Source organism: Lysinibacillus sp. NPDC047702 (assembly GCF_050272555.1).
Classification (GTDB): domain Bacteria; phylum Bacillota; class Bacilli; order Bacillales_A; family Planococcaceae; genus Lysinibacillus.
Genome location: NZ_JBNNMG010000003.1, coordinates 41,383 through 61,676, shown reverse-complemented (window position 1 = coordinate 61,676; position 20,294 = coordinate 41,383). Strand labels below are relative to the sequence as shown.

Below are 20,294 nucleotides of genomic sequence, written 5' to 3'. Positions count from 1 at the left end.
AATTTCACCATCATGGGTGAAATTTGTTGAAAAAGATCGTAATAACAGTGATTATGCTATTAAACTGTGAAGTAATTCATCACTTTTTTGACATAATTCTGTGTTTCTTTGAAAGGTGGAATACCACCATATTTTGTAACACGTGATGCTCCAGCATTATAAGCAGCTAAAGCCAGCGTTGGATCATTATCGAATTTATCTAGCATTTGGCGTAAATATTTTGCCCCAGCCATAATATTTTGCTCAGGATCAAAAGCATCTGAAACGCCTAAATACTGAGCTGTTTTTGGCATTAATTGCATCAAACCTTGTGCTCCAGCATGACTTAGCGCTAAAGGATTAAAGTTAGATTCTTGTTTGATAACCGCAGCGATAAGCTTTTCAGGTACATTATACGTTGTAGCTGCCTTTTCAATGATTGAAGCATATTTATTCGCTCCTGTTAATGAATTAGCATACGCTTGTGAACCGATAACATCATCTGAAACATAGGAATCAAGCTTTGTACTAGATTGTGAGCTTGCTAATGCAGCTTGCAAATAGGCAGGTACGAAAACGGCATTAGAACCTTTATATAATAAAGCTTGTGCATTTTCAGATAAGTCACTTGGAAGTGCAGAGGAGCCATTTAATCCAAGTAGACTAGAAAATTTTGCATTACTAGCGGTTGTAGCGTCGCCAAGCAATTCGCCAATCATATCAGAAAATATGGAACTGCTGTCCGTAACGGTGCTAGAAGAGTTTTCTGTCGTTCCAAGTGTTTGCAATGCTTGAATTTCAAGTAATGTTTTAATTGATTGGATATCCAAGAAATTGGTCACCCTTTCTTTTGATATTGTTTTAGCAATTCATATTATTATTTTCTGTTTGTAAAGCCTTCATAAAGCGTGCGATTTTCTTATCTGTATCTTTTTTGTCAATATGATATTGCTGCAAAAATTCGTCGAAAATCACATTTCCTTTTGTTGCATCTTTTGATTCATATTCTACCTCATAATCGTCACACTGCAAATAGAAAGAATGATCTAAAACTAGAAGTCCGTCTTTGTATGGTATTTCAACACGATCAGTTGTCAGTGATCCAAAAACGGCTAGTTCATCAAGAGGAATTTGATAGAGAGCTAGCTTTTTTGCTACTTCCTGTGCATAAAAGCCTTGACCTTCTAACATTTGTTGAGCCTGCTCAGCAGTTAATACATCAGTCGTTTCTATATGTGTGTGCTCTTCACTTTTTTCTTTTAACGTACATTCATAATAATTGTCAATTTGTCTAATACGTAGCCCACTTTGTCTTTTTTTTATCATGTGTGAAGGCGTGTCGAAATAATGATTTATTTGACGATGAATAGCATTTTCTTGAATGCCAAATTCTTGCAGTAAATGCTCGTATTGTTGCTTCGTCAAAAGATTTTTAAATTCAATTTCAAGTTGTTGTGTCATATTTTGTTCACCTATCTATTTTTATTTTTCTCGTTTTGTTCAAGGCAATTAAAAAATGAAAGTTAACTGTGGGACAGATCCAAATTGCTGATCAACATAGCTATTTTGAATAAAGTATAATTTTTTGATTTAACATTTACACACTGCAACTATTTACCCTGTATGATAAAATAAGAGGAAGAGTAAGACGAAAAGGGGAACCACGTGTGCGTAAAATTTATACAATTGAAACATTGAATTTTGAAAACGATCAGCTTCATTTTAGTTTAAACGACAATGAAGTAAATTTACAGCTAAAACCTGCTGCACAATTAATAGCAGATTCTGATGACTTTGCTTTTATTTATTTACTTGATGCAGGAGAAGATTATCATTACTTGCGTTTTCCACCGAGTAGTTGGGAGAATCTTGTACATATTTTACAAAAAAAGCAAAATCCAAAACTGCAACTAGGTGAAAAAGTGATTGAACTTATAAATTTCTACGATGAATTAGAAATGCTCGTGTATAATATTGAAGGAAATTACAATTATGGAGCAGAATTTGTCCAAGCAGTGGAGCAGCACTTTAAGACAATTCTCGCTGAATAAAAAGACAAAACGAACAGACGGTGTTGGTTTTGTTCGATACCGAATGTCGGGAGGTTTTTGCGATGGGACAATGGGAAATATTTTTAAGTCCTTACAAACAAGCAGTAGATGAATTAAAAGTGAAGTTAAAGGGTATGCGCTCACAGTTTGGTATTGTCAATGCAAATTCACCAATTGAATTTGTCACTGGACGTGTAAAGCCTTTAGCTAGTATATATGACAAAACATTAGAAAAAGGACTAGCCTTTGAGCCATCTAAACAATTAGGCGATGAGCTGGGTGATATCGCCGGCCTTCGAATCATGTGTCAATTTGTGGATGATATTTCGACAGTGACGGAACTTATACGGCAACGTAAAGATATGCGTGTAGTAGAAGAACGTGACTATATTACACATAATAAACCAAGTGGGTATCGTTCCTATCATATGATTGTTGAGTATCCTGTAGAGACGATTCAGGGGAAAAAAGTGGTTTTGGCTGAAATTCAAATACGAACACTAGCCATGAATTTCTGGGCATCTATTGAGCATTCATTAAATTATAAATATAAAGGTATGTTCCCAGAGGAAATAAAAAATCGTCTTCAAAGTGCTGCAGAGGCCGCTTTCCGTTTGGATGAGGAAATGTCATCTATCCGCAGTGAGATTCAGGAAGCACAGGCTTACTTTAGTGAATACAAGGAAGCATCAAATCCTAATTTACTATCAGAGAAGGAGCGTGACACACAATGAAATTTTCCATTCAATCACGTAGAGATGCACAATCGAACGAATTAATGGAGCTAGCCAAAACATATTTACAGGATTTTGGCCTAACTTATGATGAGGAATCACCAGAAATTGTTGTTTCTATAGGTGGGGACGGTACGTTATTACATGCCTTTCACCGCTATTCACATTTATTAGATCAAGTTGCATTTGTGGGTATCCATACAGGGCACTTAGGTTTTTATGCAGACTGGAAGCCATCTGAATTAGAAAAACTTGTTCTTTCTATTGCCAAAAAGGATTTTAATGTAGTGGAGTATCCTCTATTAGAAGTAAAAGTAGAGCATCATAATGCGGAATCTAACACGTATTTAGCATTGAATGAGGCAACAGTAAAATCACCTGATGTTACACTAGTGATGGATGTAGAGTTAAATGGTAATCAATTTGAACGTTTCCGTGGAGATGGTCTTTGTGTGTCAACGCCTTCTGGTAGTACTGCCTATAATAAAGCCCTTGGAGGAGCCATTATCCATCCAACATTAGCAGCACTTCAAATCACTGAAATTGCTTCCATTAATAATCGCGTTTTCCGTACAGTTGGTTCACCATTAATACTGCCAGCACATCATCACTGTATATTACGTCCTGTAAATGATCAAAACTTTAATATGACAGTAGATCATTTACAAGTCACACAAGGAGATGTGAAGTCAATAGCCTTTAATGTAGCAAATGAACGTGTACGCTTTGCCCGTTTCCGTCCATTCCCATTCTGGGAGCGGGTTCATGAATCCTTTGTCGCAAATGAATAAGATGGATACAAGATTTACGCTACGTTTTATTGCAGAAAGGGAAGGTCAAATACTTCGGGAGGCCTTACAAGAGTGGCGTATCTCAAAGCGAGCGCTAACAGCCATTAAATTTGATGGCGGCTTATTAACAGTCAATAATGTGGAATGCAATGTCAGACATATCCTGCACATTGGCGATCAGGTGGAGGTGAAGTTTCCACCTGAAGAGAAAAGTGAAGGTCTCACTGTTGAATATGGTAATCTTTCCATTGTTTATGAAGATGATGCTATTTTAGTACTTAATAAACCAGCATATCAAAGTACGATTCCTTCAAGGGAGCATCCTTCTAACAGCATAGCCAATCTTGTATGCGGTCACTTTCAACAACAAGGTCTAGCATCTACTGCTCATATTGTGACGCGGCTCGATCGTGACACTTCTGGTTTGCTATGCATTGCTAAACATGCTCATATTCATCACTTAACAGGACTTGCACAGCGCAGTGGAGAAATTTCCCGACAATATGAAGCAATTGTGCATGGACATGTAGGTCAGGATAGACAATCCATTATTGCGCCTATCGGACGGAAGGATACAAGCATCATTGAGCGAGAGGTACGTGAGGATGGTCAATTTGCCCATACGGATATGACTGTTTTACAGCGTTTTAGTTTTGATAATATACCTATGACTCATATAAGATTAAAGCTTCACACCGGTCGTACACATCAAATAAGGGTGCATATGGCGTATCTAGGACATCCGCTTATTGGTGATGAACTTTATGGTGGTAGTCGAGAACAGTTAAATAGACAAGCCCTGCATTGTGTCTCCTTAGCTATGCTCCACCCGTTGACAGGAGAAAGTCTCCACTTTACAAGTGCATTAAAAGAAGATATGCAGCGATTAATTCATGACTCCTTGGCTTGACTAAATAATCAGTCATAGTGTCACAATATTTTCAGTGAAAGCTAATGCTAAATAATCAAGGAGATGTTCGCGCAATCGGGCATCTCCTTATCGTTTTACTGTAGCGAATAATGAACGCTGGTTGATGATAGTGAATAATTTTTCTTAACGTTATGTTTACAGAAATTATAGCCATTGTAGGGTATAGTAAAATAAAGTTCTATATCTAAGTCAATATAGTAAGTAATATTGAAGTTTTGGCTTGAGATTAGTTTCAATTGTTATGAAATAAAAAAAGGGTTTGCAGAAAAGGTATAATACCCTCTATTATATAGAAGGTAGATTTACGACAACCTATTAATCATTAAATGCTCGGAAGGAGGGGACAAGCATGATAGAGGAAAGAAATGAAAAGGATGATGTGCAATTCGACGAAGCACATTTACGAGAAATGCTGGAAGCACATGATATTGATGCATTCCGTGAAGAGTTTTTAGAGCTTCATCCGTATGATCAGGCAACGTTTTATGAGAAGGTGGAACCTGATATAAGGAAGATCATCTATTCATTCTTGGCTCCGACTGAAATGGCTGATATTTTTGAGGCAATTGATATAGATGATGATGAATATACAGCATATTTAGCTGAGATGGAACCTTCTTATGGTGCTGAAATGCTTTCGCATATGTATGCAGATGACGCAGCGGATGTATTAAATGAATTAGATACAGAGCAACGTGAAAGCTATTTAGGCATGATGGATGAGGAAACGGCTGAAGAAATTAATGAGCTACTTAGCTATGATGAATATACAGCCGGTTCAATTATGACGACAGAGTATGTAGCAATTCCAGAAAATTCGACAGTTCGTTCAGCTATGGCCATCTTACGGAAAGAGGCACCAGATGCAGAGACTATTTATTATATCTTTGTTGTCGATGAGGCGCATCGATTAACAGGGGTTATTTCTCTTCGTGACTTAATTATTGCAGATGAGGATACGTTAATACGTTCTATTATGAATGAACGTGTCGTGATGGTGCATGCAGGAGATGACCAAGAAGAGGTTGCTCAAATTATGAAGGATTATAATTTCTTAGCAACGCCAGTTATTGATGATAAGGGAGAATTACTGGGTATTATTACAGTCGATGATATTATTGATGTTATCGATGAAGAAGCATCAGAGGATTACTCGAAATTAGCGGGTATTTCCGATATGGATAAATTTGATACGACTTCCTTACAAGCTGCAAAGAAACGCTTGCCATGGCTTGTGATACTACTATTTTTAGGTATGCTTACAGCAAATTTAATGGGGCAATTTGAGGCAACATTAGAAAAAGTTGCGTTACTTGCTGTGTTTATTCCACTTATTTCAGGTACCTCTGGAAATAGTGGAACACAGGCTTTAGCAGTAGCGATACGAGGAATCGCAACAGGTGATGTAGAAGAACATAGCAAGCTAAAATTATTAGCACGTGAAGCAGGCACAGGCTTAATGTCTGGAGTAGTATGCGGAGTAATTGTTATTGGCATTATCTATATTTGGAAGCAAGAGCTCTTATTAGGAATGTTAGTTGGGGCAGCATTATGTGGTTCTATTTTAGTTGCAACACTTGCAGGCTCTTTTATCCCACTTCTAATGCATCGCTTAAAAATTGATCCAGCCGTTGCATCAGGTCCTTTTATTACAACATTAAATGATATTACAAGTATTTTAATTTACTTAGGTTTGGCAACAGCATTATTAAGTCAAATAGGCTAAGAACCAAATTACTTACTTTTGCATATTGTATGAAAAAAAGGGAAGTGAGTAATGTGGATCGTGAGCCACGCTTATTTATAAAATCACCATCATATTTCCTGAATATTTCCAAGGTGTTACATGAACTTGAGTTGGATGAAAGTACATCTGTATATGTAAAGGATGGCTATTTTAGTGGGCAGCCTCTTGAGGAAAAAGAAGAAGTGATCGAAGAAGTACAAATAGATCCCTATTTACTAAAGCAACTTCAGTTTTTAGAAAAGCCATTTCGACAAAAAGCGTATCAGCCATTATTAATTTGTTTAAAAGATGGCAGGAAATTAAGCGGTTCAGCATCAGAAGTACAGATTGATTCATTGAAGCTTACTTCTTTAGAATTTAAGACACAAGAGATTATATATTTTGAGGATATTGATCAAATATTTTGGCGAGGAAGAAAATTGCCGACCCTATGAAAAAAGTGTACAGCAGAGGATGCTGTACACTTTTTTTATGTGTAGTGTGTCAAAGGAGAAAAGATTTTAGTCACATATCCCTAAGTCAACATCAGCAATACATTGTACTGCGCAGAAGCAAGATAAATCTACAGTGATACAGCTCTCAGTAGAATTCCAATCATCTACTTTACAGATTTTTTTCATGTTGACACAGCAGCCATCGCGGCTCAATAAATCTACTGTAGTTTCGCTAGAGTCAAAGGAACATAAAGGCTCTAACACACGTAAAGTAGCACAGCACTCATCAAACATATCTTCTACACGGAAGAAGACAGATGTACAGATACATGGATCTGCTGTTGGAGAATTAAAGAATGCTTTAAATGGAGTACCATCTTTTGTAATTAACATGAATACACGTGTATCTGCGTGAGAACGTGCAGGACTTACAATGCCTCCAAGTGGTTCTAAGAAGCAGTTAGCTGTACATGGTTGACACTCTTCTCTCACCGCTTGATTTTGAATATCTAATATAGCGCGAACTACGTCACAAACGCAGCCTGCTGATTGGATTGGTCCAATAGGATTTGTTGGCTTACCACAACCCATATTGTCACCTCCTTTCCTCGTTACTACTTCTACAATATGTCCTTATGAAAAATGAACTCGGGCTTTTGTATGTATCGACAAATGAATAGTTTTTTTATGTATGGAGAAACTTTAAACAAAAGGAGGGAGAGACTTGAAGCTACTCGGATTAATGTTACCTCTATTAGTCAGTTTGTCATTATTAAGTGGTTGTGGTGAAAAAGAAAAATTCGTTATCTACGGTTCGTCAGAAAACGAAAAAGATGTTGAATCCATTTTAAAAGAAGACTATGTGGACAAAACAACGGTTATTCAATATGACGATAGTATGCTTGTAGCAGTTCAAATTAAACCATGGGATAAGTGGAGAAAGACTAAATTAGAAAAAAAATTACAAAAGAAATTTGATAAGAAATATCCAAATAAAGAAGTTTTTGTTTCAGCTGATTATAAAATTTATTATGAAGCCAATAAAATAAAAAAGGATAAAGTTGAAAACAATATACTTAATGATAAAATCACTGAATTGATAAAACTTGCAAAGGAGGAGACATAAGTGGAAAAAGAGCAATATAAGCAGCTCGAACAAAATGTTACGCCGAAGCCCCCTATTTTAAAGAATGTTGTAAAGGCATTTTTCGTTGGTGGCCTAATTTGTACGATTGGACAAGCCGTGTCACTGTTCTACATCATTTTCTTTAATTTTACGGAAGCAACAGCAGGAAATCCAACAGTTGCTACAATGGTCTTTTTCGCCATGATTTTAACAGGCTTTGGCTTATATAAAAGAATTGGTCAATTTGCTGGTGCAGGTTCAGCTGTGCCTGTCACAGGTTTTGGTAATGCTGTTATTTCAGCAGCTATTGAGCATCGATCAGAAGGACTAGTACTTGGTGTTGGTGGAAATTTATTTAAATTAGCTGGATCTGTCGTGTTATTTGGTGTAGTATCTGCCTTTTTTGTTGCACTTATTAAATATATTTTAGTGACGATAGGAGTGGTTTCATGGTAATTATTTTTCAATCGAAGCCATCCTTAATAGCAGGTGGTGTAGTAGCAGGTCCACTTGAGAAACGAAGCATATTTAGCCAATATTTTGATGCAATTTATGATGATGAACGATGGCAAATGAAGACTAATGAACAGGGACATCGGAAAATGGTGGAGGAGGCCTGTGAATTTGCCATAAAAAAAGCAGGGGTGCATAATTCAGATATTGATTATTTAATGGGTGGTGATTTAGTCAATCAAATGACACCAACCAATTTTGCGGCTAGAGATTTAGCCATCCCCTTTATTGGCTTATTTTCTGCTTGTGCGACCTCCATTTCTTCAGTTATTGTAGCGAGTCTTTTAACAGAGGTTGGTGCAGCCAATTTATCATTAGCTGGAGCATCGAGTCAGCATAATGCTATAGAGAGGCAATTCCGTTATCCCGTTAATTATGGCTCGCAAAAGCCCCAAACCGCACAATGGACAGTAACTGCTGCTGGATATGCCATAATTGGTAAGCATCGAGAGGAGTACCCTTCGATAGAGGCTGCGACTGTCGGAAAATCTATTGATTATGGTATGGATGATCCTTTTCATATGGGTGCGGCAATGGCGCCAGCTGCCTTTCAAACGATCCAATCTCATTTAGAGCAGCGTAATCAAAAAATATACAATTATGATCTTATTTTAACGGGTGATTTAGGTCAGCTTGGCTTGAAGCTTTTAAAGGGAATGCTTGTGGATAGTGGCATAAAAAATGAAGAGCTAACGATTTTACGTGATGCAGGTGCGGAGTTTTATGGACAGGATGAAGCATTCCAATCTGGTGCAAGTGGTGCAGGCTGTTCAGCAGCTGTTTTTTTTAGTTACGTTATCCAGCAAATGCGAGCGGGTACCTATAAGCGAGTGCTTCTTGTTGCAACAGGGGCATTACTATCTCCGCTTTCATTTCAGCAAGGTGAAACAATTCCGTGTACGGCACATGCAGTTGAAATTACAATGAAATGAGGCAAAAATTATGGTAATGACATTTGTGTTTGCATTTATTGTCGGAGGTATTATTTGTGCTATGGGTCAATTAATGATGGATGTTGGTAAATTAACACCAGCCCATACATTAAGTACATTAGTTGTAGTGGGTGCCATACTAGATGGTATGGGATTGTATGAACCCATTATTGATTTTGCAGGAGCTGGAGCAACTGTGCCGATTACGTCCTTTGGAAACTCATTAACACATGGTGCAATTGCAGAGGCAGAAAAACATGGGCTTGTAGGTGTATTAACGGGTATGTTTGAAGTGACAAGTTCAGGTATCAGTGCAGCTATAATCTTTGGCTTTATTGGAGCATTAATTTTTAAACCAAAAGGAAATATCGATTAGACGAATAACCCTCCCATTTCTACACCGAAAACATATTATAGGTTGTAGAAGGGAGGGTTGCTTTTATGGGATATCAAGGCTGGTGCGCTCAACCGTATGGAGGTAATGTTGGTAGCTGGAACAATAATTATTGCGGAGGCAATGACTATGGTGGCTATTGCTATGGAGGCTATAGCGGTGGCAATAGTTCAACATTTGTTCTAATTGTTGTACTTTTCATTCTTTTAATTATTGTAGGCGCTACTTTCGTAAATTAATGTGACATTAGATAAAGGGCTTTAACTTTTCTTTGGAGTAACATTTCTAAAACAAGTTAAAGCCTTCACTAGTTGCTATGACATGCATACAATAGTGAGAATTAAACTGAATTGTAATGATAGGAGGGGAAACATGAATCGCTCGTTTTTTAATTCAATTGAACAAAAAACAGGAGTATCAATGGAGGAAATCTTCGCATTAGCAAATGCTATTCAACATGCAGATTTTAAAAGCGAAAAACAAGTAAGAAAAATCGTACGACGTGTAGCTAAGGTATCCAATAGACAAATAACTCAAGAGCTTGAGGATAAATTAGTACAATCTATTATTCAAGATGGAGCTTCACTAGATTTAGATAAAATTACTAGAATGATGAAATAGTATGAATTTACTATTATGCAAGAAAATATGTCAAATAAGACAAGATAAGGATTGGTTAAATGAATGTTCATTTATAAATCAATCTTTTAAACAGTGTAGAGAAATAAAAAGGGTGTTACGATATGCTGCAGCATTATCGTAACACCTATTTGTTAAATCTCTTTTTCCATAGCACGATGCGGAATGTCAGCATCCATAAATTCAGGTGAAGTGACTGTGTAGCCAAGCTTCTCATAAAAAGGGATAGCATAGCTTTGGGCATGGAGCTTTAGTTTTAGCTTATTCATGGAAATGGCGTGTTTCTCCATTTCCTTCATAATTAAAGCACCCAGTTTTTTTCCGCGTTGATCTTGTAAAATGCAAACACGTTCAATTTTCACAGCATCATTTTCAATACTGCGTAAACGTGCAGCACCAACAGGATTGTCGCCCTCATACATAATGAAATGCGTTGCGGTTGCATCCTCTGCATCACATTCAAGATGAAGAGGAACACCTTGTTCTTCTACAAAAACTTTTTTGCGGACTGCAAACGCATCATCATGTTCTTTCTTTGTTTCCACTATCTTTACGTTGTACAAAACTTACTCAGCTCCAGTCAATCGGAATGTTTCATAAGTTGTCCATGAGCCGTCCTCTAATTGATATAGTAGATGAATGCGGTCAATCGTATCTTTTTCATCAACGCCCGTCATACGTAATTGTCCAAAAATATCATCGTGCTCAGAGTCTGTCATTTTTTGTGCAATTGTAATATGTGGGACAAAGACATGCTTTGGTTCGCCGAATGGTACTTTTTCTTGTATAGCTTCGTTGAATGCTACTAACTGTTCAGTTGGTTCAATGCGGAAATAAATCGCATTGGTTGTTGGGAAAAACGAACTTATGCGTGATGCATGAATATTTAAAGGTGCATAATTGGCAGTAAGCTCATCTAATTGCTTTACGATGGATTGAATATCTTCTTCCGTAGCATCAAAGCTGTCTTTTAACGTCATATGCGGAGTAATTTGCGCATAATGAGGATCGTAACGTTTGCGATAAGTGTTCGCTAAATCTTGCAATTTTTTTGATGGAAATGCCACAATACCGTACTTCATAGTCCATTACCTCCCGAAAATAAACAATTTTTCTAATTAAGTATAACAGATTTTTACCTTTTCGTAATTTGAATCGCCTAAGATTAATTGAAATTTTCTATCAATGCACGTCTTAAATCAGGCTTCCAGTATTTCCACGTATGATTGCCTTCAAATTCATCATAAAATGTAGAAAATCCTTTGCTAAGCATGAGATTATGCAGTTGACGATTAGGTGTTAAAAAATCTTTTACGGTTTTGTCCATCGTTACAACTTTATCTTCTCCCTTGCCAACAATGTGATAGATAGAAATCGCCCCTGGATCTTTAAAATTCTCTACAGCCTTCAGAACATCCTCATCTACATAGGGTGATTGCATAATGACCTTACCAAAAATACTTGGGTATTTTAATGCGACCATTAAGGAAGCGGTTGCAGCCATCGAATCACCAATTACTGCACGACTCATTCCCATCTGGTAGGTTGCATATTCAGCATCTAAATATGGCACAAGCTCATGGGCTAAAAAACGCAGATAGGCTTCGTGCTGTTCTCCACTTGGAATATATTTGTGGCGTCGATCCTTAATATCCTTATAAGGAACGAATGCAATAATTAAATTTTCGATTTCATAGTCATCAATCAGCTCATCAGCAAGCTTTGTAATACCCCCAAGCTGGAAGTAATCCCGGCCATCAGATGCAATCAAAATGTTATATTTATATAGTGGTGAATAATTAGCAGGAACATAAATATAAAGCTGTAATTCCTCCTGTAATGCTTCACTATAGAACTTTAAATCCTGTACAGTTCCCTTATCCAATGGTGACACTCCTTCTTGTGTTTGTAACAAAATTGTACCATATTACCAAAGTAAAGGTATAATAGGTTGGGCTAGACTTATACTAGCAATAAAAACGAAATGAGGGTTAGTTATGCATGATAAAAGTAGTCGAATACACTCTGATGAAGTAGCAAAGGCAGCTCAAGCTGCACTCATTCGTCGCGGTGTAACACTGGAGGATATTGCAGAGATCGTTTATGAAATGCAAAAAACCTATAATGAAGGCTTAACATTAGAGCATTGCGTTCATTCTGTCGAGCGGGTTTTACGTAAACGTGAAGTTCAACACGCTTTATTGGTAGGCATTGAATTAGATGAACTTGCTGAGAAAAAATTATTATCAGCACCATTACAGCAAATAATTGAATCTGATGAAGGATTATTTGGTGTGGATGAAACAATCGCACTCGGATCTGTTTTTACATATGGCAGCATAGCAGTAACAACTTTCGGACACCTAGACAAACAAAAAATTGGTATTATAAAAAAACTCGATACGGATCCTGGGCATCATGTCAATACGTTTTTAGATGATTTGGTTGGTAGCATCGCAGCATCTGCCGCCTCACGTATTGCACATCGTATGCGCGATTTGGAAGAAGAGGGCGAGACATTTGCAGACATTGAACCACAGGAGCTAGGGCCAAAACCAAAATCACATAATGAGATTTAACATAGTGTTTACGAAATAGTAATGAGCCTCCTCAAATTTAATTGAAGAGGCTCTGTTTTAGTATGGTTAGAATTCTACTTTGTATGTTTATGTAAAGTGAAAAAAAGTTGTTTAAAGAATGCGAAACATTCAATAATCGGGGCAGATTGTTTAACAAAAATGAAGCTCTTAATTACAAAATTGTTGAATAAAATGGAACAAATTTACAGATCGTTCGTATTAATAGGTAGTAGAATTATCAGAAAAATGGTTGGTTCTCATATAAAAGGGGAGGGGTATATATTGAAGAATTCTTCGAATGTAATTGAATGTCCAAAATGTGGTGGGAAGGAGTTGGGGAAAGGCAAGCATAGTGGATATGGGACAATGTACCCGGACGGTAAGATGAGTTTAGGTTCGGATATTGAATATATTATTTGCACAGAATGTGGTTTTATAATCGAAGGCTATGTAAAAAAACCAGAGAAATTTAAGGGTACACTTTTTTGAGGAAGTATTGTAAATAAAACTACATAAGAGGCTTTCCTTAATGAAGATGAAATTAATCAAGTAACGAATGCGATTTATTAAAAAATCATATTTTTAACCCCGTCCTACATTTAGAACGGGGTTTGAGCTTTTAAAACGTTAAATAGCTTTATTTAATTTATTGCATGGAAAGATTACTTTGCGTCATTATAGGCTTTTAAAAACTCTTTTACTTTTTCGCTGTCAGCCTTAAGCTCTAATCCAGTGTTAACTAATGGTGAAACAGTAGATACAGCAGGTTTTTTATTGCCTTGGTAGTAGCTTATAAATTCATCCTGGTTGATGGAGTATAGTATAGCTTTACGTAAGTCCACTGAATCAGATACGGCACGGCCTGAAGTATTCATTTGTAAATATGATACAGCGTTACTGTCAGCAGTATTTAAAGTTAATTTATTATCAGATTTTACTATATCAAGCTTTGTTTCAGGTACTGTCTGAAGTACGTGGATTTCTCCATTACGAAGTGCAGATAGGGCACTATCATTATCCGCGATGAAACGAACATTGATTTTCGCAATTTTTGGTTCAAACTCACTACCAACACGGTATGCTGGGTTTTTCACAAATTGTGCTTCATAATCATTTTTCTTCACAAGAATGTAAGGTCCGCTTGCATATAAATGGTTGTTATATGTTGATGTACCCTCTGTTACTGTTGCTTGATCACCATATGCGATATCCTTATCTGGATTATAGCTAGCTACATCATAAGTATTGATACTTGTTACTTGTTTCTCAGATACAATCCCGCCAGATTGGTGTGCTAAATAATTTAACACCTGAGGGAATGGAGTCGGTGTTGTAATTTTTACAACCTGGTAAGTACCTGTTGCATTTTTTACAGCACCCTTATCTTTTGCTAATTGTGTTACAGAAGCAGGTAGGTTTTGAGAAAGTACATCTAAAATAGATTGGTCTGATCCTGATACTTTTTTATTTTGTAATTCTGCTAAATCTGAAACAATTTCTACAGATTCGATGTTTTCGTGGATACTATAAGTACGGTGATCAGGTACTGATGTTGAATCTTTTGCACGATTTAATGAGAATACAACATCTTCCCCAGACACTAATTCACCTGTATCTACTGCAACACCATCCTTGATAGCCGCGAAGTGAATATCATCACGTAAAATAAAGTAATACTCTTGATTACCTTCAGCAGTTGCATGGTTATAAGATAGTGATCCATCTGACACAACTTCATCTGTATCCGTTAAGTTGACAAGTCGAACATACATATTTGTATTCAATGTATTGATTGAGCCGTCATTACCTTTAATCGGATCAAGTGATGTTAAAGAATCTAGTGTTTGGTGTAAAATCAATGGTTCTGTCGCATTTTTAGATGCATCATTAAATTCAATGCTTTCCCAAACTTGTGCACGCGATTTAGATAAATGAACAGTTTTTGGATTCACTAATTCAGAGTATATGCCTTGATACTTATTAGAAATATATAAAGGCGCAATATATGCCTGATCGAAAACTAATAGCTGCTCTAATTCTTTATATTTTGCGGCAGCTTCATCACCAGTTAATGTACTTGCTTCATCAATTAAAGCATCTAATTTCGAGTCAGCAACAACACTATAGTCACCACCCGTTTTAAATAAACCACGAACAGCATAATCAGGATTTCCTGTAACTGTTGTCCAGCTAGAAAGTGCTAAATCATAATTGCCCGCCTCTTTTTGGGCAGAGAATGAACCATAATCAGGCTGAATGTTGAGTTTTACATCAAAGCCATTTTTCACTAATTGATCTCGTACAATATTCATATCCTCTTCAGAAGCGGACATGCCTAATAGTTCAATTGTTGAATTGCCTTTTCCTTTTGAATCTTTATTGCCTTCTACGTCCTTTTTTGTTTGAACACAGCCGGACAGTGCTAATACTGCTATGAATAACAATATAAGTAATCTCTTCATGTAAGAACCTCCATCTTAATTTGTTTTTGGATCTAAAGCATCCCGTAATCCATCCCCTAAGAAATTAAAGGAAAGAACGAGAAGCATAATACAAAGACCTGGGAAAATCGCAACATAGGAGTGTGTTTCCAGGTACGTACTACCAACCTTTAAAATATTGCCCCATTCAGGGATATGTGGCTCAATGCCAAGCCCTAAAAAACTTAAACTACTTGTTGAAATAACAGCTCCACCAATTGTTAGAGTTGCTTTAACAATCATTGGTGCTAATGAATTAGGAACGATATGCTTAAAGATGATTGAGGCATCAGAAGCACCTAATGCTCTAGCTGATTCCACAAATTCGAAATTAGCAAGCTGCATAACATTAGCTCGCATTGTACGAGCATATGTAGGAATAGCTCCAACACTAAGAGCAATGATTAAATTAACCGTATTGGCTCCAAAAGCAGCAATAATCGCAATAGCTAATAAAATACCAGGAATCGCATATAAAATATCAAGGCTACGCATGATAATGTTGTCTGTAGCTTTGCCATAAAAACCTGAAAACGCTCCAAGCACCCCCCCAATAAGTGCGGGAATAATGGTTGAGAAAAAGCCAACAATCAACGATATTTGTGCACCGAAAATAATGCGAGAAAATAAATCTCTGCCATAATTATCAGTGCCAAGTGGGTATTCCAGTGACGGTGTTTGTAGCAAAGCACCATAGTTATTTTCCGTAGCCAAATCATAGTCAAATGTCCACGAGCTTGTGACAGATAATGAAAATATTAAAACTATGAAAAATAACCCGAAAACGGCCATGGTATTACGTAAAATCTTTTCCCAAATGTTTTGCCATTTTTCTATGGATGATGGATTTGTCTTTCGTGCCTTTTGAATAAGGCTATAACCTAGGAATGTTGCAAAAAGATTGCCAGTAAGAGTTGCAAATAACAGCAATATACCAGGCAACAGCATCCATTTTGGAGCAGATTTTGGTGTAACAAATTTGTTACATAAAATTAGCATCACAATATAAAAAAGTGCAAGACACAGGAAAAGCCCCATCGCAACTAAAAAGGTATCTGTTACATACGGCTTAAACAGGTTAAGTGCTGAAATACCGATGATGAATAGCTGTGTAATAAGTGCATACGCAGCAAAAGTATATTCAGCTGTCTTTTTCTTAGACACAAGCATAAAAGCAAATGATGCTGAGAAAATATTACCTGTAGCTACTGTTAAAAATAATGGATATCCAAGGAGACGAGTGCTTTTTTTAATCTCTCCTAGCTTTGCTAAATTCTGTTTGATTCGAACAGTTAGGAAACCAACATAAGCGGTGGTAATCGCATAAATTATGAAAAAGGTACATACAATTGGCCGCCAGCTTTGGTTAGAGAAATCGTAGCTATAAGCTAGAAACAATAAAGAAAACAGGAAGGAAAAGACAAATGTAAAATGAGCATTGACATATTCCTGTGTAATCTTCAAGAGTAGTTTGACATGTAAGATGTTTTTCACAGATGCTCCCCCTTTAAGACTTCTTCATTTTTGAGCGAATGCGCGGATCGAAAAAGGCATACAAAATATCAATGAAGAGGTTAACAATCGAAATTGTAATAGCGATGTATACGACCCCACCTAGAATCGCTGGGATATCAGGGATAAACTGTTTGTCAACGATATAGCTACCAATACCACTGATATTAAAAACCTTTTCTGTAACTGATGCCCCTCCTAACATGCCGCCGAAGAGAAGCCCGATTACTGTAATAATAGGAATCATGGCATTACGAATCGCATGCTTTGAAATGACTTTAAATTCATTTAAACCTTTGGCCTTTGCTGTAATAATGTAATCCTCATGTATAACCTCAAGCATGCTCGATCTAGTCATACGGGCAATAGAAGCAGTAATAGATGTACCTAAAACTATTACTGGCATAATTAGAGATAACCAGTTTTGCGGATTATATGTAGCTGGTAACCACTGTAGCTTTAGCGCGAACGTCAAAATAAAGATCAAGCCCTGCCAGAAGCTTGGAATAGATAGTCCGATTAAAGCAATGAACATAAATGTATAATCCAAATAGGAATTTGGACGAACCGCTGAAATAATGCCAACCGGAATGGCAATAGCAATTGCCATTAACAATGAAAGGACGGCAATTTCAAGTGTGACAGGAAATTTATTTGCAATACTGTGAGTAATGTCTTCTTTCCCTGCAAAGGAAGTACCTAAATCGAAAGTGAATAGACCAGATAAAGCATTCCACAGCTGAGAGAAATAAGGTTGATCTAGGCCGTGAATGCGATTAAAATTTGCAATTTGTTCAGCCGTTGCCTCGACCCCTAATAAATTTCTTGCGGGATCGAATGGAGACAAATACAAAATTGTAAAAACTAGTGTAGCCACTCCTACAATAACAATGAAGCTTTGTAGTATTCGTTCAATGATGAATTGTAGAAATGGATTCGCATATAAAAGGAGTACTACATAAAATAAAGCAGCAGGTAAAAACGTAAAAGACAGGAATTTTCTATTTTTTAGTTGTTCACTAAAAAACTGTAAATATGAGAGATCCTCTATGCCTTCCTTTAATAAATCCTGCTCAATAAATTGCTGGATTTTTGCTTGAGCTAATCTAGAAGCTGTCTCCTGTATTTGCTTTTCAGATACTGTTTCATGAAAGAATGTAGCCTTTGATAATTCTTGTTCTGCAAATGTAGATTGCCATTTTGCCAATAAACCTTTTTCCTCGTAGTACAGCCACCGTTGTTCAAAAGCTTGTTTGTATTGTTGTGATTGTTTTCTTTTTCGATAGAAATAGTATGTAATTGGATGGACCAAAATACTTAAAAGAAAGAGCAACATATTATAGAGTTTTTGAGTTTTGAGCTTTTGATAAACCGTGAAAAAGAATACATGTTCTGTAGTTGCTGAATGATTGTTTGATATATCCATGCATTTCCTCCAAACGTAAGTTAAGTAAGTTTTAAGCAATTAAGCCTTCATTACTGATTAGTTTATGCAATATCTCGCTGACTCGTTATAGAAGTGATTGTCCTACTGACTGGATGCGGGATGACATGTTTTGTACTATATTGTATAATTCCTATCAGTATTGTAAAGTATGTATTATACTTGTACTTAAGTCAATCACAAAATTTATAAAGGGTGGATGGAATGAGTGAAAAGCTTCTAGAAATCAATAATCTTCATGTGTCCTTTCTGACAGGAGAGACAGAATTTGAAGCAGTTAAGGGTGTTAGCTTTCATCTAAATAAAGGTGAGACGCTTGGAATAGTAGGAGAATCAGGTAGTGGAAAAAGTGTTACAGCTCGTTCAATCATGCGTTTACTACCAACACCCCCTTCATTTTTGAAGTCAGGCAGTATTTTATTTAAAGGACAAGAAATAACCTCTTTGAGTGAAAAGCAAATGGAAGCAATTCGCGGACAAGATATTAGTATGATTTTTCAAGACCCTATGTCATCCACAAACCCAACTATTCGAATTGGGGAACAAGTAGCTGAAAGTTTAATCAAGCATCAATCAATGTCTAAAACTGAGGCCTATAAACAAACAATTGAACTATTAAAACTTGTAGGTATACGGGAGCCTGAAGAACGCTATAAGCAATATCCACATGAATTTTCGGGAGGGATGAGACAACGTGTCATGATTGCTATGGCATTAGCCTGTAACCCATCTTTACTCATAGCAGATGAACCGACTACAGCACTTGATGTAACGATTCAAGCGCAAATTTTAAAATTAATGCGCAATATGCAAAAGAAAATGGGTACCTCGATTATTTTGATAACGCATGATTTGGGCGTTGTGGCTGGTATGTGTGATCGACTGATTGTCATGAAAGAGGGAGAGATTGTCGAGCAGGGAACAACAGAGGAGATTTTTGCGAATGCTCAACATCCATATACAAAAAAACTATTGAATGCTTTGCCAAAACTCCATGAGAAAAAGCAGCCAAAACCGAATGCACATATGCAAACTGGCAGCAATCAACATAAACCATTAATTGAAGTGACACATCTTTCAAAGGAATTTGAATTAGGGCGTGGTCAAACAGTAAAGGCAGTTAATGATTTATCATTTCATATTTACCCTGGAGAGACATTGGGATTAGTGGGCGAATCAGGCTCAGGCAAATCAACGACTGGACGAACGATTTTACAGCTCCATCAACCTACATATGGAGAAGTCTTATATCAAGGAATACCCATTACAAGATTAACGAAGAAACAGTTGAAGGCAATGCGTCGTCATATGCAAATTATTTTCCAAGACCCATATTCTTCATTAAATCCTCGAAAAAAAGTCGTAGATATTATTGGAGAAGCTTTAGATATTCACAAGCTAGTCAAAACAAATGAAGAACGTCAGCAGCGTGTGGAGGAATTACTTGAACTTGTAGGCTTAAACAAAGAACATGCAATACGTTATCCACATGAATTTTCAGGTGGTCAACGTCAACGTATTGGAATAGCAAGAGCTTTAGCAGTGGAGCCAAATTTTATCGTTTGTGATGAACCACTATCAGCACTGGATGTTTCTATACAAAAGCAAATTGTAGATTTGTTAAAGGATTTACAGCAGCGCCTGGGCTTAACATACTTATTTATTGCCCATGATTTGTCTATGGTGAAGCATATTAGTGATCGTGTAGCAGTCATGTATGGTGGTAAAATTGTCGAACTTGCAGAAAGTGAGGAGCTCTATGCAAATCCTCAACATCCTTATACACAAGCTTTATTACGCTCCATACCAATTCCTGATCCAGCAATCGAAAAGCAAAAATATGCGGAAACTGAAAATGAAGAAACACAACTAAGCTATGAGATTGGAAATAGTCAGCTTGTTGAAGTATCTCCAAATCATTGGGTTGCCATTGCAGCTACATAGCTTGAATGTAGTAGCTTGATATTTTACAATAGAAGCAATGTGAAACTTTTAATTGCTAGGGTTA

24 protein-coding genes are annotated in these 20,294 nt (G+C 36.8%); 15 read left to right on the top strand and 9 right to left on the bottom strand.

All coding sequences use genetic code 11. The features are described 5' to 3' along the window. Window positions 1–59: 59 nt before the first annotated feature. Complete coding sequence (locus ACQKIM_RS02515) at window positions 60–809, bottom strand: lytic transglycosylase domain-containing protein (protein ID WP_427538576.1); 750 nt, start codon at window positions 807–809, stop codon at window positions 60–62. A 31-nt stretch (window positions 810–840) separates the two neighbouring features. Then, complete coding sequence (locus ACQKIM_RS02510; protein WP_427538573.1) at window positions 841–1,440, bottom strand: CYTH domain-containing protein; 600 nt, start codon at window positions 1,438–1,440, stop codon at window positions 841–843. Between the two features lie 206 nt (window positions 1,441–1,646). On the opposite strand from ACQKIM_RS02510, the gene ACQKIM_RS02505 reads away from it, so the two are divergent. From ACQKIM_RS02505 to ACQKIM_RS02480, 6 genes are all read left to right on the top strand, one after another. Further along, window positions 1,647–2,030, top strand: coding sequence for a hypothetical protein (locus ACQKIM_RS02505; RefSeq protein WP_427538570.1), 384 nt, complete (start codon window positions 1,647–1,649; stop codon window positions 2,028–2,030). 62 nt (window positions 2,031–2,092) lie between these two features. Beyond that, window positions 2,093–2,764 carry a GTP pyrophosphokinase gene (locus ACQKIM_RS02500; protein ID WP_283870885.1) on the top strand — a complete coding sequence of 224 codons (672 nt, stop codon included), beginning with the start codon at window positions 2,093–2,095 and terminating at the stop codon, window positions 2,762–2,764. Then, window positions 2,761–3,555, top strand: a complete 795-nt coding sequence (locus ACQKIM_RS02495) for an NAD kinase (protein WP_427538567.1) — start codon at window positions 2,761–2,763, stop codon at window positions 3,553–3,555. The genes ACQKIM_RS02500 and ACQKIM_RS02495 overlap by 4 nt, the downstream gene beginning before the upstream one ends. Window position 3,556: 1 nt before the next feature. Then, window positions 3,557–4,465 carry an RluA family pseudouridine synthase gene (locus ACQKIM_RS02490; protein WP_427538886.1) on the top strand — a complete coding sequence of 303 codons (909 nt, stop codon included), beginning with the start codon at window positions 3,557–3,559 and terminating at the stop codon, window positions 4,463–4,465. Window positions 4,466–4,835: 370 nt separating this feature from the next. Continuing rightward, a complete protein-coding gene (gene mgtE, locus ACQKIM_RS02485) occupies window positions 4,836–6,212 on the top strand; it encodes a magnesium transporter (protein WP_427538564.1) in 1,377 nt (458 codons plus the stop codon). A 53-nt stretch (window positions 6,213–6,265) separates the two neighbouring features. Continuing rightward, window positions 6,266–6,667 carry a hypothetical protein gene (locus ACQKIM_RS02480; RefSeq protein ID WP_427538561.1) on the top strand — a complete coding sequence of 134 codons (402 nt, stop codon included), beginning with the start codon at window positions 6,266–6,268 and terminating at the stop codon, window positions 6,665–6,667. Between the two features lie 66 nt (window positions 6,668–6,733). Here the strand turns inward: ACQKIM_RS02480 and ACQKIM_RS02475 are convergent, their stop codons facing one another. Continuing rightward, complete coding sequence (locus tag ACQKIM_RS02475) at window positions 6,734–7,258, bottom strand: CotY/CotZ family spore coat protein (protein ID WP_427538558.1); 525 nt, start codon at window positions 7,256–7,258, stop codon at window positions 6,734–6,736. Window positions 7,259–7,391: 133 nt separating this feature from the next. Here ACQKIM_RS02475 and ACQKIM_RS02470 point away from each other — a divergent pair, with 133 nt between their 5' ends. From ACQKIM_RS02470 to ACQKIM_RS02445, 6 genes are all read left to right on the top strand, one after another. Beyond that, window positions 7,392–7,793 (top strand): YhcN/YlaJ family sporulation lipoprotein, encoded by a 402-nt coding sequence (locus ACQKIM_RS02470; protein ID WP_427538555.1) that lies wholly within the window; start codon window positions 7,392–7,394, stop codon window positions 7,791–7,793. Then, on the top strand, window positions 7,794–8,249 hold the full coding sequence (spoVAC, locus tag ACQKIM_RS02465; RefSeq protein WP_427538552.1) for a stage V sporulation protein AC: 456 nt from the start codon (window positions 7,794–7,796) through the stop codon (window positions 8,247–8,249). Beyond that, window positions 8,243–9,238, top strand: coding sequence for a stage V sporulation protein AD (locus ACQKIM_RS02460; protein WP_427538549.1), 996 nt, complete (start codon window positions 8,243–8,245; stop codon window positions 9,236–9,238). Before spoVAC ends, ACQKIM_RS02460 begins: the two co-directional genes overlap by 7 nt. Window positions 9,239–9,254: 16 nt before the next feature. Then, window positions 9,255–9,614, top strand: coding sequence for a stage V sporulation protein AE (gene spoVAE, locus ACQKIM_RS02455; RefSeq protein WP_427538883.1), 360 nt, complete (start codon window positions 9,255–9,257; stop codon window positions 9,612–9,614). A 65-nt stretch (window positions 9,615–9,679) separates the two neighbouring features. Next, a complete protein-coding gene (locus ACQKIM_RS02450; protein WP_427538546.1) occupies window positions 9,680–9,871 on the top strand; it encodes a YjcZ family sporulation protein in 192 nt (63 codons plus the stop codon). A gap of 133 nt (window positions 9,872–10,004) precedes the next feature. After that, complete coding sequence (locus ACQKIM_RS02445) at window positions 10,005–10,253, top strand: stage VI sporulation protein F (protein ID WP_283870892.1); 249 nt, start codon at window positions 10,005–10,007, stop codon at window positions 10,251–10,253. 152 nt (window positions 10,254–10,405) lie between these two features. On the opposite strand, the gene ACQKIM_RS02440 is transcribed toward ACQKIM_RS02445, so the two are convergent. From ACQKIM_RS02440 to ACQKIM_RS02430, 3 genes are all read right to left on the bottom strand, one after another. After that, window positions 10,406–10,834 carry a GNAT family N-acetyltransferase gene (locus ACQKIM_RS02440; protein ID WP_427538541.1) on the bottom strand — a complete coding sequence of 143 codons (429 nt, stop codon included), beginning with the start codon at window positions 10,832–10,834 and terminating at the stop codon, window positions 10,406–10,408. A gap of 3 nt (window positions 10,835–10,837) precedes the next feature. Next, complete coding sequence (locus ACQKIM_RS02435) at window positions 10,838–11,353, bottom strand: YjcG family protein (RefSeq protein ID WP_427538538.1); 516 nt, start codon at window positions 11,351–11,353, stop codon at window positions 10,838–10,840. An 83-nt stretch (window positions 11,354–11,436) separates the two neighbouring features. Further along, window positions 11,437–12,156, bottom strand: a complete 720-nt coding sequence (locus tag ACQKIM_RS02430; RefSeq protein WP_427538535.1) for an alpha/beta hydrolase — start codon at window positions 12,154–12,156, stop codon at window positions 11,437–11,439. A 112-nt stretch (window positions 12,157–12,268) separates the two neighbouring features. Here ACQKIM_RS02430 and ACQKIM_RS02425 point away from each other — a divergent pair, with 112 nt between their 5' ends. Continuing rightward, window positions 12,269–12,850 (top strand): phosphatidylglycerophosphatase A family protein, encoded by a 582-nt coding sequence (locus tag ACQKIM_RS02425; RefSeq protein ID WP_427538532.1) that lies wholly within the window; start codon window positions 12,269–12,271, stop codon window positions 12,848–12,850. A 282-nt stretch (window positions 12,851–13,132) separates the two neighbouring features. Beyond that, window positions 13,133–13,339: a transcription initiation factor TFIIIB gene (locus ACQKIM_RS02420; protein ID WP_427538529.1), complete on the top strand. Its 207-nt coding sequence runs from the start codon at window positions 13,133–13,135 to the stop codon at window positions 13,337–13,339. Window positions 13,340–13,512: 173 nt separating this feature from the next. Here ACQKIM_RS02420 and ACQKIM_RS02415 read toward each other — a convergent pair whose 3' ends face one another. The 3 genes from ACQKIM_RS02415 to ACQKIM_RS02405 are packed head-to-tail and all read right to left on the bottom strand — an operon-like array spanning window position 13,513 to window position 18,268. Then, on the bottom strand, window positions 13,513–15,312 hold the full coding sequence (locus ACQKIM_RS02415) for an ABC transporter substrate-binding protein (RefSeq protein ID WP_427538526.1): 1,800 nt from the start codon (window positions 15,310–15,312) through the stop codon (window positions 13,513–13,515). A 15-nt stretch (window positions 15,313–15,327) separates the two neighbouring features. Then, window positions 15,328–16,824 (bottom strand): ABC transporter permease, encoded by a 1,497-nt coding sequence (locus tag ACQKIM_RS02410; protein ID WP_427538523.1) that lies wholly within the window; start codon window positions 16,822–16,824, stop codon window positions 15,328–15,330. A 13-nt stretch (window positions 16,825–16,837) separates the two neighbouring features. Further along, entirely contained in the window at window positions 16,838–18,268 is a 1,431-nt protein-coding gene (locus ACQKIM_RS02405; protein ID WP_427538520.1) for an ABC transporter permease, read from the bottom strand. Between the two features lie 222 nt (window positions 18,269–18,490). On the opposite strand from ACQKIM_RS02405, the gene ACQKIM_RS02400 reads away from it, so the two are divergent. Then, window positions 18,491–20,230, top strand: coding sequence for an ABC transporter ATP-binding protein (locus ACQKIM_RS02400; RefSeq protein WP_427538517.1), 1,740 nt, complete (start codon window positions 18,491–18,493; stop codon window positions 20,228–20,230). Window positions 20,231–20,294: the final 64 nt, after the last annotated feature.

Bases quoted from the DNA above. Each gene is read 5' to 3' on its own strand.
- ACQKIM_RS02510 (WP_427538573.1), bottom strand. From the start codon at position 1,440: ATGACACAACAACTTGAAATTGAATTTAAAAATCTTTTGACGAAGCAA.
- ACQKIM_RS02500 (WP_283870885.1), top strand. From the start codon at position 2,093: ATGGGACAATGGGAAATATTTTTAAGTCCTTACAAACAAGCAGTAGAT.
- ACQKIM_RS02495 (WP_427538567.1), top strand. From the start codon at position 2,761: ATGAAATTTTCCATTCAATCACGTAGAGATGCACAATCGAACGAATTA.
- ACQKIM_RS02490 (WP_427538886.1), top strand. From the start codon at position 3,557: ATGGATACAAGATTTACGCTACGTTTTATTGCAGAAAGGGAAGGTCAA.
- mgtE (WP_427538564.1), top strand. From the start codon at position 4,836: ATGATAGAGGAAAGAAATGAAAAGGATGATGTGCAATTCGACGAAGCA.
- ACQKIM_RS02475 (WP_427538558.1), bottom strand. From the start codon at position 7,258: ATGGGTTGTGGTAAGCCAACAAATCCTATTGGACCAATCCAATCAGCA.
- ACQKIM_RS02460 (WP_427538549.1), top strand. From the start codon at position 8,243: ATGGTAATTATTTTTCAATCGAAGCCATCCTTAATAGCAGGTGGTGTA.
- spoVAE (WP_427538883.1), top strand. From the start codon at position 9,255: ATGACATTTGTGTTTGCATTTATTGTCGGAGGTATTATTTGTGCTATG.
- ACQKIM_RS02450 (WP_427538546.1), top strand. From the start codon at position 9,680: ATGGGATATCAAGGCTGGTGCGCTCAACCGTATGGAGGTAATGTTGGT.
- ACQKIM_RS02445 (WP_283870892.1), top strand. From the start codon at position 10,005: ATGAATCGCTCGTTTTTTAATTCAATTGAACAAAAAACAGGAGTATCA.
- ACQKIM_RS02435 (WP_427538538.1), bottom strand. From the start codon at position 11,353: ATGAAGTACGGTATTGTGGCATTTCCATCAAAAAAATTGCAAGATTTA.
- ACQKIM_RS02425 (WP_427538532.1), top strand. From the start codon at position 12,269: ATGCATGATAAAAGTAGTCGAATACACTCTGATGAAGTAGCAAAGGCA.
- ACQKIM_RS02415 (WP_427538526.1), bottom strand. From the start codon at position 15,312: ATGAAGAGATTACTTATATTGTTATTCATAGCAGTATTAGCACTGTCC.
- ACQKIM_RS02405 (WP_427538520.1), bottom strand. From the start codon at position 18,268: ATGGATATATCAAACAATCATTCAGCAACTACAGAACATGTATTCTTT.
- ACQKIM_RS02400 (WP_427538517.1), top strand. From the start codon at position 18,491: ATGAGTGAAAAGCTTCTAGAAATCAATAATCTTCATGTGTCCTTTCTG.